This window comes from Rhodococcus sp. LMD (genome assembly GCF_056108245.1).
Map to the genome: position 1 here is coordinate 3,310,367 of NZ_CM148557.1, position 15,446 is coordinate 3,325,812.

General features: G+C 72.1%; 18 protein-coding genes. 9 read left to right on the forward strand and 9 right to left on the reverse strand.

The features are described 5' to 3' along the window. Nucleotides 1-39: 39 nt before the first annotated feature. Nucleotides 40-600, reverse strand: coding sequence for an NAD(P)H-dependent oxidoreductase (locus ACWPQI_RS15215; RefSeq protein WP_010594641.1), 561 nt, complete (start codon nt 598-600; stop codon nt 40-42). Nucleotides 601-687: 87 nt separating this feature from the next. Here ACWPQI_RS15215 and ACWPQI_RS15220 point away from each other — a divergent pair, with 87 nt between their 5' ends. Together ACWPQI_RS15220 and ACWPQI_RS15225 are read left to right on the forward strand one after the other, a co-directional pair. Further along, nucleotides 688-1,317, forward strand: a complete 630-nt coding sequence (locus ACWPQI_RS15220; protein WP_010594642.1) for a TetR/AcrR family transcriptional regulator — start codon at nt 688-690, stop codon at nt 1,315-1,317. Between the two features lie 5 nt (nt 1,318-1,322). Continuing rightward, on the forward strand, nt 1,323-2,114 hold the full coding sequence (locus ACWPQI_RS15225) for an META domain-containing protein (protein WP_026137785.1): 792 nt from the start codon (nt 1,323-1,325) through the stop codon (nt 2,112-2,114). Nucleotides 2,115-2,123: 9 nt separating this feature from the next. On the opposite strand, the gene ACWPQI_RS15230 is transcribed toward ACWPQI_RS15225, so the two are convergent. Together ACWPQI_RS15230 and ACWPQI_RS15235 are read right to left on the reverse strand one after the other, a co-directional pair. After that, on the reverse strand, nt 2,124-2,672 hold the full coding sequence (locus ACWPQI_RS15230; protein WP_010594644.1) for a nucleosidase: 549 nt from the start codon (nt 2,670-2,672) through the stop codon (nt 2,124-2,126). Beyond that, on the reverse strand, nt 2,669-3,442 hold the full coding sequence (locus ACWPQI_RS15235; RefSeq protein ID WP_010594645.1) for a fructosamine kinase family protein: 774 nt from the start codon (nt 3,440-3,442) through the stop codon (nt 2,669-2,671). The genes ACWPQI_RS15230 and ACWPQI_RS15235 overlap by 4 nt, the downstream gene beginning before the upstream one ends. 75 nt (nt 3,443-3,517) lie before the next feature. On the opposite strand from ACWPQI_RS15235, the gene nadE reads away from it, so the two are divergent. Further along, nucleotides 3,518-4,357, forward strand: coding sequence for an ammonia-dependent NAD(+) synthetase (gene nadE, locus ACWPQI_RS15240; protein ID WP_010594646.1), 840 nt, complete (start codon nt 3,518-3,520; stop codon nt 4,355-4,357). A gap of 30 nt (nt 4,358-4,387) precedes the next feature. On the opposite strand, the gene ACWPQI_RS15245 is transcribed toward nadE, so the two are convergent. Both ACWPQI_RS15245 and moaA read right to left on the reverse strand, forming a co-directional pair. Beyond that, nucleotides 4,388-4,648, reverse strand: coding sequence for a MoaD/ThiS family protein (locus ACWPQI_RS15245; protein WP_010594647.1), 261 nt, complete (start codon nt 4,646-4,648; stop codon nt 4,388-4,390). Next, on the reverse strand, nt 4,641-5,702 hold the full coding sequence (gene moaA, locus ACWPQI_RS15250; RefSeq protein ID WP_048770775.1) for a GTP 3',8-cyclase MoaA: 1,062 nt from the start codon (nt 5,700-5,702) through the stop codon (nt 4,641-4,643). The genes ACWPQI_RS15245 and moaA overlap by 8 nt, the downstream gene beginning before the upstream one ends. A 119-nt stretch (nt 5,703-5,821) precedes the next feature. On the opposite strand from moaA, the gene ACWPQI_RS15255 reads away from it, so the two are divergent. From ACWPQI_RS15255 to ACWPQI_RS15270, 4 genes are all read left to right on the forward strand, one after another. Further along, entirely contained in the window at nt 5,822-7,012 is a 1,191-nt protein-coding gene (locus ACWPQI_RS15255; RefSeq protein ID WP_043805479.1) for a molybdopterin molybdotransferase MoeA, read from the forward strand. Then, entirely contained in the window at nt 7,009-8,055 is a 1,047-nt protein-coding gene (gene moaCB, locus ACWPQI_RS15260) for a bifunctional molybdenum cofactor biosynthesis protein MoaC/MoaB (protein ID WP_017680847.1), read from the forward strand. Before ACWPQI_RS15255 ends, moaCB begins: the two co-directional genes overlap by 4 nt. Continuing rightward, the gene (locus ACWPQI_RS15265) at nt 8,048-8,494 is read left to right on the forward strand and encodes a molybdenum cofactor biosynthesis protein MoaE (RefSeq protein ID WP_010594651.1); all 447 of its coding nucleotides are present in this window, start codon (nt 8,048-8,050) and stop codon (nt 8,492-8,494) included. Before moaCB ends, ACWPQI_RS15265 begins: the two co-directional genes overlap by 8 nt. A gap of 175 nt (nt 8,495-8,669) precedes the next feature. Beyond that, on the forward strand, nt 8,670-10,124 hold the full coding sequence (locus tag ACWPQI_RS15270) for a DEAD/DEAH box helicase (protein WP_165276451.1): 1,455 nt from the start codon (nt 8,670-8,672) through the stop codon (nt 10,122-10,124). Between the two features lie 33 nt (nt 10,125-10,157). Here ACWPQI_RS15270 and ACWPQI_RS15275 read toward each other — a convergent pair whose 3' ends face one another. From ACWPQI_RS15275 to ACWPQI_RS15285, 3 genes are all read right to left on the reverse strand, one after another. Next, complete coding sequence (locus ACWPQI_RS15275) at nt 10,158-11,180, reverse strand: CobW family GTP-binding protein (RefSeq protein ID WP_026137788.1); 1,023 nt, start codon at nt 11,178-11,180, stop codon at nt 10,158-10,160. 61 nt (nt 11,181-11,241) lie between these two features. Next, nucleotides 11,242-11,901 (reverse strand): MBL fold metallo-hydrolase, encoded by a 660-nt coding sequence (locus ACWPQI_RS15280; RefSeq protein ID WP_017680850.1) that lies wholly within the window; start codon nt 11,899-11,901, stop codon nt 11,242-11,244. A 26-nt stretch (nt 11,902-11,927) separates the two neighbouring features. Beyond that, the gene (locus ACWPQI_RS15285; RefSeq protein WP_010594655.1) at nt 11,928-13,013 is read right to left on the reverse strand and encodes an S-(hydroxymethyl)mycothiol dehydrogenase; all 1,086 of its coding nucleotides are present in this window, start codon (nt 13,011-13,013) and stop codon (nt 11,928-11,930) included. A gap of 265 nt (nt 13,014-13,278) precedes the next feature. On the opposite strand from ACWPQI_RS15285, the gene ACWPQI_RS15290 reads away from it, so the two are divergent. Next, entirely contained in the window at nt 13,279-13,593 is a 315-nt protein-coding gene (locus tag ACWPQI_RS15290) for a WhiB family transcriptional regulator (RefSeq protein ID WP_003938109.1), read from the forward strand. A gap of 33 nt (nt 13,594-13,626) precedes the next feature. Further along, entirely contained in the window at nt 13,627-14,175 is a 549-nt protein-coding gene (locus ACWPQI_RS15295) for a gluconokinase (protein WP_010594656.1), read from the forward strand. Here ACWPQI_RS15295 and ACWPQI_RS15300 read toward each other — a convergent pair. Then, nucleotides 14,159-15,436, reverse strand: a complete 1,278-nt coding sequence (locus ACWPQI_RS15300; protein WP_010594657.1) for a LuxR C-terminal-related transcriptional regulator — start codon at nt 15,434-15,436, stop codon at nt 14,159-14,161. The genes ACWPQI_RS15295 and ACWPQI_RS15300 overlap by 17 nt on opposite strands. Nucleotides 15,437-15,446 lie beyond the last annotated feature (10 nt).

Consider the following 15,446-nt stretch of genomic DNA (forward strand, 5'->3'; position numbering starts at 1 on the left):
GACCGCGCGCGGTCCGGGGCCGTCCGAGGCGTGATCGGGTCAGGCGTCGACGAGCTCGCGACGCGCGGCGGCAAGCTCGGAGAGCAGCGCGGAGATCTGCCCGGCGACCTCGGCGTTCTCCTTCGGGTGGGCGTCGCCGAACTTGTCGAGGGTGCCGGCGATGGACAGCTGCAGGCCGGTCCGGCCGCCGGCGATGCCGAGCGCCTTGACGGTCTCCTCGAGCGCCCACTTGGCGCCGTTGCCGCTGGGTGAGGCGCTGATCACGGCGACGGGCTTGCCGGCCAGGGCACCGGCGCCGTACGGGCGGGAGAGCCAGTCGATGGCGTTCTTGAGGACGGCGGGGATGGTGCCGTTGTACTCGGGGGTGACGAGCAGGAGGGCGTCGGCCTCGTTCGCCGCGACGCGCAGCGCTTCGGCGGCGGTGGGCGCGCCCGGCTCGCCGTCGAGGTCCTCGTTGTAGAAAGGCACCTCGGCGAGGCCTTCGTACACGGCGACCTCGACACCCTGCGGCGCGACGGCGGCCGCGGTCTCGGCGAGGCGGCGATTGACGGAGGCGGAGCGCAGGCTGCCGACGAGAGCGAGAACGCGGGTCTGGGACATGGGAGTGTTCCTTCGATTCGGGTGTCCGGGTCTGACGCCACTATAAACGGACTGCGGTCCACTTATGTTCCCGGGCGGTACTGTGACGTGGTGGACATTCCGCTACTGCCGCTCGCCGGGGACGAGAGCGTCGAACGATGCGACGCCGCCCGCAACCGGCGCCGGCTCCTCGAGGCGGCCTCGCTCCTCGTCGCCGAACGCGGCGTCGACGCGGTCACGATGGATGCCGTCGCCGCCCGCGCCGGGGTCGGCAAGGGCACCGTCTTCCGGCGCTTCGGCTCCCGCGCGGGACTCATGCGTGCCCTGCTCGACCACTCCGAACAGGCACTGCAGCGGCAGTTCCTCACCGGTCCCCCGCCCCTGGGCCCCGGCGCCGATCCCGTCGACCGGCTCGTCGCGTTCGGCCGGGCCCGCATCCGCCTCGTGGAGGTGCAGGGCGAGGTGCTGCGGGCCGCCGAGAGCTCCGCCGAAGCCCGGTTCAACGCCCCGGCGCGCGCGGTGAGCCTGACCCACATCGAGTTCCTGCTGCGCACCGCGGGGGTCGACGGCGACCTGCCGCTGCTGGCCCAGTCCCTGTTCGCCCCCCTCGAGGCCACCCTGGTCCTGCATCAGTGGCGCGATCTCGGGTATTCGCTCGACCGGCTCGCCGACGGGTGGGCGGACCTCGCGCGCCGCGTCGTCACGGCACCGGCCGCCGCCGGGCGGACGGTACGGTGACCGGCATGCTGCGGACGCTCGGGCTCTCGGTGCTCCTCACCCTGGCGGCGACGACGGCCGCCTGCGCGGGCGACGGCGCCGCCACCGCGCCCCAGGACCCCGCCGTGCTCACGGGACGCGCCTTCGTCTCCACCGCGGTGTCGGGCCCACCGATTCCCGGCGGCGGACCCCTCGTCGTGGAGTTCCCCGAGTCGGGCCGGATCGCCGCGACCGCCGGCTGCAACCGGTCGGTGGGCGCGGTCGATCTCGCCGACGGGGTGCTGCGCGCCGATCGGCTCGCCAGCACCCTCATGTCGTGCCCGCCGCCGATCGACGGCGCCGACACCTGGCTGTCCGACCTGTTCGCCGCGCAGCCGCGCTGGCACCTCGACGGCGACGTGCTGACCCTCGACGGCGGCGACGTGTCCGTCTCACTGCTCGACCGCACGGTCGCCGACCCGGACCGTCCCGTCGTGGGCACGCAGTGGGTGCTCACCGAGCTCGTCACGGCCACCGCGGTCTCGACCTCCCGGGTCCTCGAGAAGGCCGCGCCCACGCTGACCGTCGCCGCCGACGGCACGGTCTCGGGCAGCACCGGCTGCAACCGGTTCACGGGCAACGCCGCCGTCGGAGACACCGCGTTGACGTTCGGGCCGCTGGCCACCACCCGCGCGGCGTGCCCCGACCCGGAGCTCGCAGACATCGAGTCGGCCGTCCTGGCCGTGCTGTCGGGCGAGGTGCGCTACACGGTCGAGGGCGCGCAGATGCGACTGACCGCCGCGGACGGCGTCACCGGTCTCGGGTACACCGCGCGCTGACGAGCCGGTTCAGTACCGCTCCACCAGCCACTGCGCGAGTTCGCGGGCGCTGGCGTCGACCCTGGCCGGCCAGTCCAGCGCGGTCTCGTCCGCGTGGTCGCTGACGTGCTTGACCAGCCGGCACGGCGCGCCCATGCGGGACGCGGCGAGAGCGATCGCGAAACCCTCCATGTCGACGAGGTCGGCGCGGGCGGCGAGCGCGTCACGCACCTGCGCGTCCGAGACGAAGGAATCGCCCGTGGCGAGCACCGTCCCGTCGCCGTCGTCGAGTTCGAGTACGTCCTCGACCGGATAGCCGAGGCTGCGCAGCACCTCGCTGCTGATGTCGTGGTTGATCACCGCCGACGGCAGGTAGAGCCCGCCGTGGTGCACGTGCAGCGCGCCGGCGGTCCCGATGTTGACCACCGTCGGCGGGGTCCCGAGCCGGTGCCGGGCCAGCGCCTCGGTCACCGCGACGGCTGCGTGCACCTTGCCGATGCCGGTGATCACCGTCTCGTAGCGCGCCGGGACGTGCGCTGCCTCGGACTTCGTGGCGGCGACGACGAGGATCTCGGTCAACTCTTCTCTCCCAGCGCGAGGGTCGCGAGCGCCGCCCGGTGCAGCGCCCGCCCGTACCCTGCACCGTAGCCCGCCGCGTGCACCGCCAGCGGATGCAGCTGATGCATCGGCACGCGCTCGCGCCACCCCTCGCGCAGCGGGCACGTGGCGTCGTAGGCCGCGACGATCTCGTCGAAGTGGGGGCAGCCGAACAACTCCAGCATCGCCAGATCCGTCTCCCGGTGACCGCCGTGCGCCGCCGGGTCGATCAGCACCACACCCGCGGCGGTCCACAGCACATTGCCGTTCCACAGGTCACCGTGCAGGCGGGCGGGCGACTCGTCGTCGTCGAACTCGCCGGCGGCGACGCGCGCGCAGGCCTGCTCGATGTCCGGCAGCTGCGCCGCGGTGACGCTGCCGGCGTCGACCGCGATCCGCAGGAACGGCGCGACCCGTTCCGCCACGTAGAACTCGCCCCAGCTCGCGTGGACGGTGCTGCTCATCGGGCGCTTGCCGATGAACAGCCGGCCGTCGAATCCGTCCGGTGGGCAACCGAACCCGCCGGCGCCCGCAGCGTGCATGCGGGCGAGGCGCGCACCGAACCCCCGGGCCGCGGCGACGCTGGGGGCCACCTCGGTCAACCGCTCGAGATCGATGTGGTCCGCCGCGACCTCGCGGACGGCGACGACGGACATGCCCGCGGCCGCGAGCCAGGCCAGCCCTGCGGCCTCTGCCCGGAAGAAGTCGGGGTGGGCCCCGGCCCGGTGCTTGCGGAAGAGGTCGCTGCTCATCGTCACGAGTGTGCCCGCCGCGCGCCGCGCATGTCACCCGAGCACACCGCCGGACGTCCCGCTAGGGTTCGAACGATGACGAACCTTCGCGCGCAGATCATCGAGGAACTCGGCGTCCGGCCGACGATCGACCCCCAGGCGGAGATCCGGTCCCGCGTGCAGTTCCTGAAGGACTACGTCGTGTCGAGTTCCGCCAAGGGATTCGTTCTCGGCATCAGCGGCGGCCAGGACAGCACACTCGCCGGCCGCCTCGCCCAGCTCGCCGCGGAGGAACTGCGCGCGGAGGGCCACGAGGCCGAGTTCGTCGCCGTGCGACTGCCCTACGGCGAACAGTCCGACGAGCACGACGCGCAGGTCGCGATGGAATTCATCGGCCCCGACCGCTCGTTGCGGATCAACGTCAAGCCCGGTGCCGATGCCTCCGCCGCCGAGGCCGGGCAGGCCATGCACGAGATCTACGGCAACGGGTCGCAGCTGAGCGACTTCGTGCGGGGCAACATCAAGGCCCGTGAGCGGATGATCCTGCAGTACGCGATCGCCGGTCAGCTCGGGCTTCTGGTCGTCGGGACCGATCATGCAGCCGAGGCGGTGACCGGGTTCTTCACCAAGCACGGCGACGGCGGGGTGGACCTGACCCCGCTCACCGGCCTGACGAAGCGGCAGGGCGCGGCCCTGCTCCGCGAACTCGGGGCTCCCGACAGCACGTGGCAGAAGGTCCCGACCGCGGATCTCGAGGAGGATCGGCCCGCCCTTCCGGACGAGGTGGCCCTGGGTATGACCTATGCGGAGATCGACGACTATCTCGAGGGCAAGGACGTCACCCCGGCGCTCGCCGAGAAGCTCGAACGGACGTACCTGAACACCCGCCACAAGCGGACCGTGCCGGTGTCGCCGCTCGACACCTGGTGGCGCTGACGGGCACCCGGCACCGGGCGGGCGATCCCGTCAGCCGCCGGCGAACGGGGGCAGCACGTCGACCGCCGGGCCGGCGGCGCGTCCGAGGTCACGGGTGAGTTCGGAGTCGACCAGGAACGCCGCCACCGACAGCACGCGCGCCATCTCGGCGCCGTGCCGGTCGACCAGCGCCGCCTTCAGCGCGCCCAGGTCCGCCGTCGGCGGCAACGCCACCGTCTCCTTCTCCACCCCGGCCGCATCCGCCGCCGCGGCGAAATACCGCACCTCGATACCCGTCGTCGTCTCAGCCACCGATTGCTCCCATGCTGCGCTGCGGCGGCGTGAAGTCCGCCGCGTCGATGCCGTGCCCGGCCCACTTGTTCCACATCGCGCCGCGCCACAGCGCGGCGAGTTCGTCGTCGCCCGCCCCGCCGCGCAGCGCCGCCCGCAGATCGGTCTCCCGGTCGCTGAACAGGCACGAGCGCACGGTGCCCTCCGAGGTCAGGCGGGTGCGGTCGCAGTCGGAGCAGAACGACCGGGTCACCGACGCGATGATGCCGACCGTCGCGGGCCCGCCGTCGACCGCCCAGCGTTCGGCCGGCGCGGACGGATCCTCGCGCCCCACCTCGGTGAGGGAGAAACGGGCGGCCAGCACGTCGAGCAGCCGCTGCGCGGGGACCATGTTCGCGCGGGCCCACTCGTGGTCGGCGTCGAGCGGCATCTGCTCGATGAACCGCAGCTGCACGCCCTCGTCGAGGCACCAGGCCAGCAGGTCCGTAGCCCCGTCCAGGGTCTGCGGCATCAGCACGGCATTGACCTTCACCGGCGCGAACCCCGCCGCCTTGGCGGCGCGGATCCCGTCCAGCACCGAATCGAGCCGGTCACGCCGGGTCAGCTGCGCGAACCGCGCGCGGTCGACCGAATCGAGGGAGATGTTGACCCGGGTCAGGCCCGCCTCCGCCAGCGCCTGGGCACGATGGGCGAGACCGACCGCGTTGGTCGTCACCGCCAGCGGGATGCCGGGGACGGCACGGGCACACCCGGCGACGATCTGCTCGAGGTCCCGCCGCATGAGCGGTTCGCCGCCGGTGAAGCGGACCTCCCGGATACCGAGCCGGTGCACCGCGACGGCCACGAGACGGACGATCTCCTCGGCGCTGAGCAGCCGCTCCCGCGGGATCGCCGGCAAACCCTCCTCGGGCATGCAGTACGTGCACCGCAGCGAGCACTTCTCGGTGATCGACACCCGCAGGTCGCGGGCGACGCGCCCGAACCGGTCCAGCAGTACGGGGGTGTCGGGCCGGTCGGAGACGTCGTCGGCCGCGGCAGGGCGCACCGCCGGGATCCCCACGTGCACCGCCGTCATCGGGCCTCCGTCCTCATGACCCTCAGTATGCCGTCGCGCGCCCCGTCGCGTGGGAGGAGCACGGACACGACCCGGACGAGGCCGCACGGCGCCGTGACCGATGTGCCTAGGATTGGTCCATGGCGGGCGGCAGGCGGTCGGTGGAGGAGCATGCGCGACACGTGGCGACGTTGCTCTCCCCGTTGCTGATCCGCGGCACCGAGCCGGTCCCGCTGCTCGAGGCGCTCGGCCGGGTACTGGCCGAGGACCTCGTCGCTCCGATCGACCTGCCCACCTTCCGGAACTCCCAGATGGACGGCTACGCGGTCGACACGGCGTCGGTCACCACCGCACCGGTGACCCTGCCCGTTCGTGCCGTCCTGGCAGCCGGTGACGGCGAGTCGACGCACGTGCCGGGAACTGCGACGAAGATCATGACCGGGGCGCCGCTGCCCGTCGGCGCCGATGCCGTCGTCCCGGTCGAAGACACCGTGACCGACGGCGGAGGTCACGTCACCGTGCGCACAGCGCCCGCCCCGGGCGCGTTCGTGCGCGAACGCGGCAGCGACATCGGTCGCGGCCGCCCCCTGCTGCCGGCGGGGACCGTCGTCGCCGCCCGGCACGTCGCGGCCCTCGCCGCCGTCGGTCTCACCCACGTGCCCGTCCGCACCCGGCCGCGCGTGGCGGTGATCTCGACCGGCAGCGAACTGGTGCCCGGCGGCAGCGTTCTCGCGACGGGCAGGATCCACGACTCGAACGGGCCGGCCCTGGCCGCCGGCGCGGCCGCCAACGGCGCGCTGGTGGTCTCGGTGGATCGCAGCGGCGACGACGCGGAGGTGTTCGCAGCGAAACTCGCGCACGCTGCCTCCGTGGCCGAGGTGGTGTTCACCTCGGGTGGGGTGTCGAAAGGCGACTTCGAAGTCGTCAAGGACGTGCTCGGCCCGCGCGGTGCCGAGTTCGTCTCCGTGGCGATGCAACCGGGCGGACCGCAGGGCACGGCGCTCGTGGATGCGGTACCGGTGCTGACCTTTCCCGGCAATCCGGTCAGCGCACTGGTCTCGTTCGAGGTGTTCGCGAGGCCGGTGCTGCGCTCCGCCGCGGGCCTGCCCGCGATCGACCCCGAGAAGCGCCCTCTGGCAACGAGTCTCGCCTCCGTTCCCGGCAAGCGTCAGTTCCTGCGCGGACGGCGCGACGGCGACGCCGTGGTGGCGATCCCCGGTGCCGGGTCCCACCTGATCGCCGCGATGGCCACCGCGGATGTGCTGCTCGACATCCCCGCCGACACCACGGGCCTCGAACCCGGAGAACTCGTAAGGGTGCTGCCTCTATGACCGAACCGCACGACGTCACCACGCCCGACAGCGGGCCGCTGAGCCACCTCGACGACCGTGGCCGCGCCCGGATGGTCGACGTGTCCGGCAAGTCCGACACCGCCCGCGTCGCGGTCGCCGCCGGCGAGCTCGTCACCACCGCGGAGGTGGTGTCGCTGGTGCGGGCCGACGACATGCCCAAGGCGGACGTGCTCGCCACCGCGCGGATCGCCGGGATCGCTGCGGCGAAGCGCACGTGGGAGCTGATTCCGCTGTGTCACCAGCTCGCGTTGTCGTCGGTGCAGGTCACCTTCGGGTTCACCGGCAACGCGATCACGATCGAAGCCACGGCAAAGACGAAGGGCCCCACGGGCGTCGAGATGGAAGCCCTCACCGCCGTCGCGGTGGCCGGGCTGACGCTGCACGACATGGTCAAGGCCGTCGACCCCGCCGCGGCGCTGAACGGGGTGCGGCTGCTCTCGAAGGACGGCGGCAAACGCGGGCACTGGCGTCGTCGCGAGGAGGAGACCACCACTGCCGGGGAGGCCGGGACCGTCGCGCCGGAGGACGCCGAGTTCGTCGAGCAGACGGGCGCACCGGCGACGGTGCTCGTCGCGTCCACGGGTGTGGCCGCCGGTACGCGGGAGGACAGGACGGGCCCGCTGATCGCGGAATTCCTCGAGACGCGCGGCTTCACGGTGCGCGGTCCGCTGGTGTACGCCGACGCGGACATCGCGTGGGGACTCGAGGATGCGCTCGCCGGCGATCCCGCACTCGTGATCTCCACCGGTGGGACCGGTGCTTCCCCGACGGATGCGACGCCGGAAGCGACGCTGGCACTGCTGGACCGCGAGCTGCCGGGGGTCGCCGAGGCCATCCGCCTGCGCGGCCTGCAGGTCACCCCGCACGCGTCGCTGTCGCGCGGTGTGGCCGGACTCGTGGGCCGCACGGTCGTGGTCAATCTGCCCGGCTCGCCGGGCGGCGTGAAGGACGGGCTGGCGGTGCTCGAGCCGATTCTCGGCCACCTGCTGGCTCAGGTCGCCGGAGGAGGAGCGCATGAGTGAACTGCTGGCGCGGATCTCGAGCGAACCGCTCGATCCGGGAACCGTGGACGCCGCCGTGGCCGGCCCGGAGCACGGCGCGGTCGTGGTGTTCAGCGGCGTGGTGCGCAACCACGACGGGGGGCGCTCGGTCGAGGCGCTGGAGTACCAGGCCCATCCCGAGGCGGAGCACTTCCTGCGCCGCTGCTGCGAACAGGTGGCTGCCGATTCGGGACTGCCGGTCGCCGCGGTCCACAGAGTGGGCGATCTCACCATCGGCGATCTCGCGCTGGTAGCGGCGGCGGCGGCACCGCACCGGGCCGAAGCCTTCGCCGTGTGCGCCGAACTGGTCGAACGCATCAAACGCGAGGTCCCCATCTGGAAGCGGCAGCGATTCGACGACGGTCTGTCCGAGTGGGTGGGTCTCGACGCGTGCGCCGACGAGCATCCCGGCGTGGGGTAGGCTGCGGTAGTTCGGGCATCACGACGATGCCCACCGTCGTGGGATACCGGCGGGCCGGGATCGTGCCCGGCTCCGCATGCAACACCGGCATCGGCTTTCCTTGCGGCGATCCACTGCGCCCTCCGAGATCGTCTCGGAGTGCGTGCACGCTGCATCGAAAGGCAGTTCTGTACCTATGACCGTTTCCTTCTCCGACCTCGGCGTTCCCCGGACCCTGGTGGCGTCCCTGAACGACAACGGCATCACCAGCCCGTTCCCGATCCAGGTCGACACGCTGCCCGACACGCTGGCCGGCCGTGACGTGCTCGGCCGCGGCCGCACGGGCAGCGGCAAGACGCTGGCGTTCTCCATCCCGCTCACCGCGCGCCTGGCCGGCGGCGCCACCCGCGCCGCGGGCCGCCCGCGTGGACTGGTGCTGGCCCCTACCCGCGAGCTGGCCACGCAGATCGCCGCGGTCGTCGAACCCCTTGCGCGGGTCGCCGGGCTGCGGGTGACCACCATCTTCGGCGGGGTCTCGCAGAACCGTCAGGTCGACGCGCTGCGCCGCGGCGTGGACATCGTGATCGCCTGCCCGGGCCGGCTCGAGGACCTGATGCGGCAGAAGTTCGTCACACTCGACGCGGTGGAGATCACCGTGCTCGACGAGGCCGACCACATGGCCGATCTCGGCTTCCTTCCCGGCGTGACGCGGATCATGAACGCGACGCCGAAGGACGGTCAGCGCCTGCTGTTCTCGGCCACGCTGGACAACGGGGTCGACAAGCTCGTCACGCGGTTCCTGCGCAACGAGGTGCTGCACTCGGTCGACGAGGCGCACTCCCCGGTCGCGGCGATGACGCACCACGTGTTCGACGTCGACAACGCCGACACGAAGAAGGACCTCGTGCGGACCCTGGCCTCCGGCACGGGCCGGCGAATCCTGTTCATGCGCACGAAGCATCAGGCCCGCAAGCTTGCCCGTCAGCTCACCGAGTCCGGCATTCCCGCCGTCGATCTGCACGGCAACCTGTCGCAGAACGCACGCGACCGCAACCTCGCGGCGTTCTCCTCCGGGGAGGCGCGGGTGCTCGTGGCCACCGACGTCGCGGCCCGCGGCGTGCACGTCGACGACGTGGAACTGGTGGTGCACGTGGACCCGCCGGCCGAACACAAGGCGTACCTGCACCGCTCGGGTCGTACGGCCCGCGCCGGGAGCACCGGCGACGTCGTGACCGTGGTCCTGCCGGAACAGCGCAAGGATCTCGCCGTCATCATGCGCAAGGCTGCGATCAAGGTCACCCCGGTACGGGTGACGGCGAAGTCGGAGCACGTGCTGGACCTGGTCGGCGAGATCGCCCCGCACGTGGCACCGTCGGCCAAGCAGGCCGCGGCTCCCTCGGGTGGCGCATCGCGACGGCCGGCCCGACGCGGCGGCAGCGGGGCGACCGCTCAGCGCGGTGCCCGACAGCACGGCGGCGGTGCCGCCCGACAGCACGGCGGCGGTGCCGCCCGGCAGCACGGCGGCGGTGCCGCCCGGCAGCAGAGCTCGTCGCGGCAGGAGCAGCCGGCGGCACGGCAGGAACGCGGCGCACAGCCGGGCAGCCGCCGTCGTCGCCCGAACCGCACGTCGGCGACCGTCGCGCGGGGGTAGACAAACCCCGGTAGGGGGTCCACGCACCTTCGCTCAGCGCGGCGTGAACCGGTGCACGGCCAGCATTGCATCGGCCGGCACCGGTTCGGTGGGTACGCACGCGGCGAGCCGGGCGCGTACCGCATCGGGGTCCAGGTCGGCACCGATCACGACGAGCCGGGTGGTGGCAGGGATGTCGCCCGTACGCCGCACCGGGTCGAAGCGGATGTGGTCGCCCACGGTGTGCAGCAGATAGGTGCGCGTTCGACCACCGGCGACGACGTGGACGTACCCCTTGATTCGGAACACCCCGGCCGGCTGGTCCTCGAGGAAGCCGACGAGGGCGCGGGGGTGCAGCGGTACCGGCGAATCGAAGTCCACGGCGTCGTAACCGTCGTGCAGATGGGTGTGCTCGCCGTCGTGCTCCTCGTACAGCAACCGGTCGAGGCTGAGCTGTTCGCCGGGTTGCGGCTCGGGACGTTCGGGGATGTCGAACAACAGCGCCGGATCGATGCGCCCGTGCACGGTGGACACGATCGCGGCGCGGTCGTTGAGGCGGCACAGCAATTCGAGTAGTTCGTCGTGGGCGTCACCGTCGATGCGGTCGGTCTTGTTGAGCAGCACGAGATCTGCCAGTGCGACGTGCTGGTCGAGTTCGGGGTGCCGCTCACGGGTGCCGCCGAATTCGGCCGCGTCCACGACGAGGACGAGTCCGCCGTAGCCTACGTACTCGTTGCCCGAGCCCACGACGAGCCGGATCATGTTGCGCGGCTCGGCGAGTCCGCTGGCCTCGACGACGATGACGTCGATGTCCGAGGAGCGGTGTGCGAGCCGGTCGAGCATCGCGTCCATGTCGGCGACGTCGACGGCGCAGCACAGACAGCCGTTGCTCAGCGAGACCATCGAGTCGACCTGTCCCGCGACCATCATCGAGTCGATGTTGACCGCGCCGAAGTCGTTGACGATCACTCCGATTCGCGCACCACGGTTGTTGCGCAGCAGGTGGTTGAGCAGGGTCGTCTTCCCGGAGCCCAGGAAGCCTGCGACGATCACCACGGGGATCCGCTCGTTCGCCATGAGGCGAGCGTAGCGGTGCGTCCCGTCCGGCGGTCCGGCGACGGGACGCACCGCGGCCGGGTCAGCTGCCCCGGCGGATCCACTCCTCGAGGTGCGGGGATTCGGTGCCGATCGTCGTGCCGTCGCCGTGACCGGTGTGCACCTTCGTCTCGGCGGGCAGCGCGAACAGCTTGTCCCGGATCGAGCCGATGATGGTCGGGAAGTCCGAGTAGGAGCGCCCCGTCGCCCCCGGCCCGCCGGAGAACAGGGTGTCGCCGGTGAACAGCTCACCCGCCTCCGGCAGATACAGGCACGTCGAGCCGGGCGAATGCCCGGGAGTGTGGATGGCCTGGATGTCGGTGCCCGCCACCGTGATCCGATCACCATCCTCGAGCGGCCGGTGCCGCACCCCGGGGTGGGTCATCTCCCAGAGCACGTCGTCGGCCGGGTTGAGCAGGATCGGCGCGTCGAGCGTCGCGGCCAGTTCCGGGGCGACGGTGACGTGGTCGTTGTGCCCGTGCGTGCACACGATCGCCACCACCTTCCGGCCCCCGACGGCGTCGACGATCGGCTGTGCGGTGTGCGCGGCGTCGATCACGACCACCTCGTCGTCGTCACCGACGAGCCAGATGTTGTTGTCGACCTCCCACTCGCCGCCGTCGAGGGCGAAGGTGCCGTGGGTGACGACCCGGTCGATACGCAGACGGTGCCGATCCCCCGTCGCTCCGCTCGCCCCGGTCACATCCCCCGTCGCTCCGCTCGCCCCGGTCACAGGACCACCACCGAGCGCAGCACCTCGCCGCGGTGCATGGTCTCGAACGCCTTCTCCACCTGATCGAGGGCGATGCGCTCGGTCACGAACTTCTCGAGCGGCAGCCGGCCCTGCTGGTAGAGATCGACCAGCATGGGGAAGTCCCGCTCGGGCAGGCAGTCGCCGTACCACGACGACTTGAGCGACCCGCCTCGGGAGAAGAAGTCGATCAGCGGCATCTCGAGGGTCATGTCCGGGGTGGGCACGCCGACGAGGACGACGGTGCCGGCCAGATCACGCGCGTAGAAGGCCTGCTTCCACGTCTCCGGGCGGCCGACGGCGTCGATGACGACGTCGGCGCCGAAGCCGCCGGTCAGCTCCGCTATCGCCTCGACCGGGTCGGTCTCGGCGCCGTTGACGGTGTGGGTCGCGCCCAGGTCGGTGGCCCACTCGAGCTTCTTCGCGTCCCGGTCCACCGCGATGATCTTGTCGGCGCCGGCGAGGCGGGCACCCATGATCGCGGCATCGCCGACACCGCCGCAGCCGATGACCGCCACCGAGTCGCCGCGGGTGACCCCGCCGGTGTTGACCGCGGCACCGAGTCCGGCCATCACCCCGCACCCGAGCAGGCCGACGACGGCCGGGTCGGCGCTGGGGTCGACCTTGGTGCACTGCCCGGCGTGCACGAGGGTCTTGTCGGCGAACGCGCCGATGCCCAGAGCCGGGGTCAGCTCGGTCCCGTCCTCGAGGGTCATCTTCTGCGTCGCGTTGTGGGTGTCGAAGCAGTACTGCGGACGGCCCCGCTTGCAGGCCCGGCACTGCCCGCACACGGCCCGCCAGTTGAGGACGACGAAGTCGCCGACCGCGACCGAGTCGACGCCCTCACCGACGGACTCGACGACCCCGGCGGCCTCGTGGCCGAGCAGGAACGGGAACTCGTCGTTGATGCCGCCCTCCCGGTAGTGCAGGTCGGTGTGGCACACCCCGCACGCGGCGATCGCGACGACGACCTCGCCCGGCCCCGGATCGGGGATGACGATCGGCACGACCTCGACGGGAGCGCCCTTCGCGCGGGCGACGACGCCCCGGACCTGCTGTGGCATGACGGTGTCTCCTTCTTCTCGTGCGGTGCTCGCGCGACGTCGGCGACGTATCGCGATATGCGCACACGCTATCGGCGGCGAGACGCCCCGGTACCTGATCGAAGGACGGGCTTCACCTGCCCGAAAGACCAGCCGCGCCACTTTTGCCTGAAGAATGCAGAAGTGTCGTTGATCGAGTACGGAAGTCGGGTTAGGCTTCGGTATGACCGCCCTCACAGGGCGCAGCGTCCAGGCGAGGCGACCCCTCGCAGGCCCGAGGAGTGCAATGTCGATCGCCAACACGGTGACCCTCCCCCACCCCCGCAGCGAGAGCTGGGATTGGCAGCTGCACGCTGCGTGCCGCGGCCACGAGTCGTCGGCCTTCTTCCATCCCGACGGCGAACGTGGGCACGCGCGCGAGCTGCGCGAGTACCGCGCCAAGCTCGTCTGCGCCCGATGCCCGGTTCTCGAGCGCTGCCGCACCCACGCCCTGGAAGTCGGGGAGCCGTACGGTGTCTGGGGTGGAATGTCGGAGTCCGAGCGTCGCTCGCGCCGGGCCGCCGTGAATCGGTCCACCCGGTGGGGCATGCTGGGGCGCTGACGAGCGCCCCGGCGTCGACCGACGGAGGCACAGATGGACTCACCCGGCCGCTCCGGCGCACCGGTTCTCGTGATCATGGGAGTGTCCGGCTCCGGTAAGTCGACCGTCGCGGCACTCGTCGCCGACACCCTCGGATGGGACCTGCTCGAGGGCGACGACCTGCATCCGCGTGCCAACGTCGAGAAGATGGCCGCCGGCCGGCCACTCGGCGACGCGGACCGAGCGCCGTGGCTCGCGGCGATCGGCGAGTGGATCCGGCACCACACCGCGCGAAACCGACCGGGGGTGGTGACGTGTTCCGCACTGCGCCGCAGCTACCGCGACGACCTGGCCGGTGAGAACGTGGTCTTCGTGTACCTGGCGGGCACGCGCGAACAGATCCGGGAACGGCTGCGCGCACGGCGCGGGCACTACATGCCGGCCGGCCTGCTGGACTCGCAGTTCGCCGCGTTCGAGCCGCTCGAACCCGACGAGGCGGCGATCGTCGTCGGCATCGACGCCGAGCCCGCCGAGATCGCCGCCGAAATCGTCAGGCGCGCGGCCGAGTGGACGCCCGGGACGGACGTCAGCCCGCGGCCTTGATCCCCGCCTCCGCGCCGAGCGCGGCCGCCTCTCCGCGGGTGCTCACGCCGAGCTTGCGGAGCACCGACGCCACGTGGAACTTGACCGTCGATTCGCTGACGCCGAGCCGCTCGGCGATCACCCGGTTCCGCCGGCCGGCGACGAGGTGCTCGAGCACCTCCACCTCACGGGGCGCGAGCACCGCCAGCGCCTCGAGTGCGGAGCTACCGGCCACCGGAGCGGGCATGTCGAGCGGTAGCCGCGCCGCGACGCGGCAACCCCATCCCGGTGTGGACTCGGCCTCCACGGTGCCGCCGAGGGTCTCGGCCCGGTCCCGCAACTGCCGCGCGAGGTCGGCGGCGTCGGCCTCGCCGTCCCCGTCGTCCCGGATGTCGATCAGCAGGTCGCCGCCGTGACAGTGCCAGGCGACCCGGACGCGGCCGAGGTCCGCCTGCGCGGACATCGCGAGCACCGCGCCGCGAGCGAGAGCCCGGGCGGCATGCGCGACCTCTCCGGGCAGCGCCCGCCCGTCCACGGGTGGGGCGACCATCTCGAGAACCACCTCGCGGTGCCGGAGCAGACCACGCAGCTCGCCGTGCAGCCGAGCGAAGGCCGTGGTCACTGCCTCCTCGGCGAGCTCGCGGTGACGGTCGACGGCCGAGCGGAGCCCGATGAGGGCATTGGTGGCGGTCTCACGCGCGGTGATGCGCGCCCGGGTGTCGTCGAGGTCCTTCGACCGCAACGTCGCGAGGATCGACTCGAGTGTCATCGCATGGGCCTCGGTGAGCTCGGCGACGGTCCGTGCGCGTTCGGACGAGGCGGCACGCGATTCGGCGAGATACGCCGGGCTGGCGTTGCGGACCTGGAGCTGGATGCCGGTGGCCACGACGGCGAACAGTGCCCGGACCAGCTCGAGGGGAATCGCGGCGGTGCGGGCACCGTCCGGGACGAGCACGAGCAGCGTATCGGTGGCGTCGAGGATCACCCACACGTCGCGGTCCCGGCCCGCGATCCGGGCCGGGCCGCGACGGATCTGCCCGGTGGCGAGTTCGCTCCGGATGCGGTCGAGTTCGGCGATGGTCACCCGGTCGACGACACCGGGGTCGCCGGCCACCTTGCGCGGCCGCCCGGTGCATTCCCGCGTGAAGATCACCAGGGCGGTGTGCGGGACCAGGTCGGTGAGCAGCGCCGAGAAGCGCTGGCCGATCTCGGTGAGCGGCCCGACCAGCACGTCCCGTAGGTGCGTGATCAGCGTGTCGGGGGCCGGGATCGCGGTGCTCACTCCGGCCACG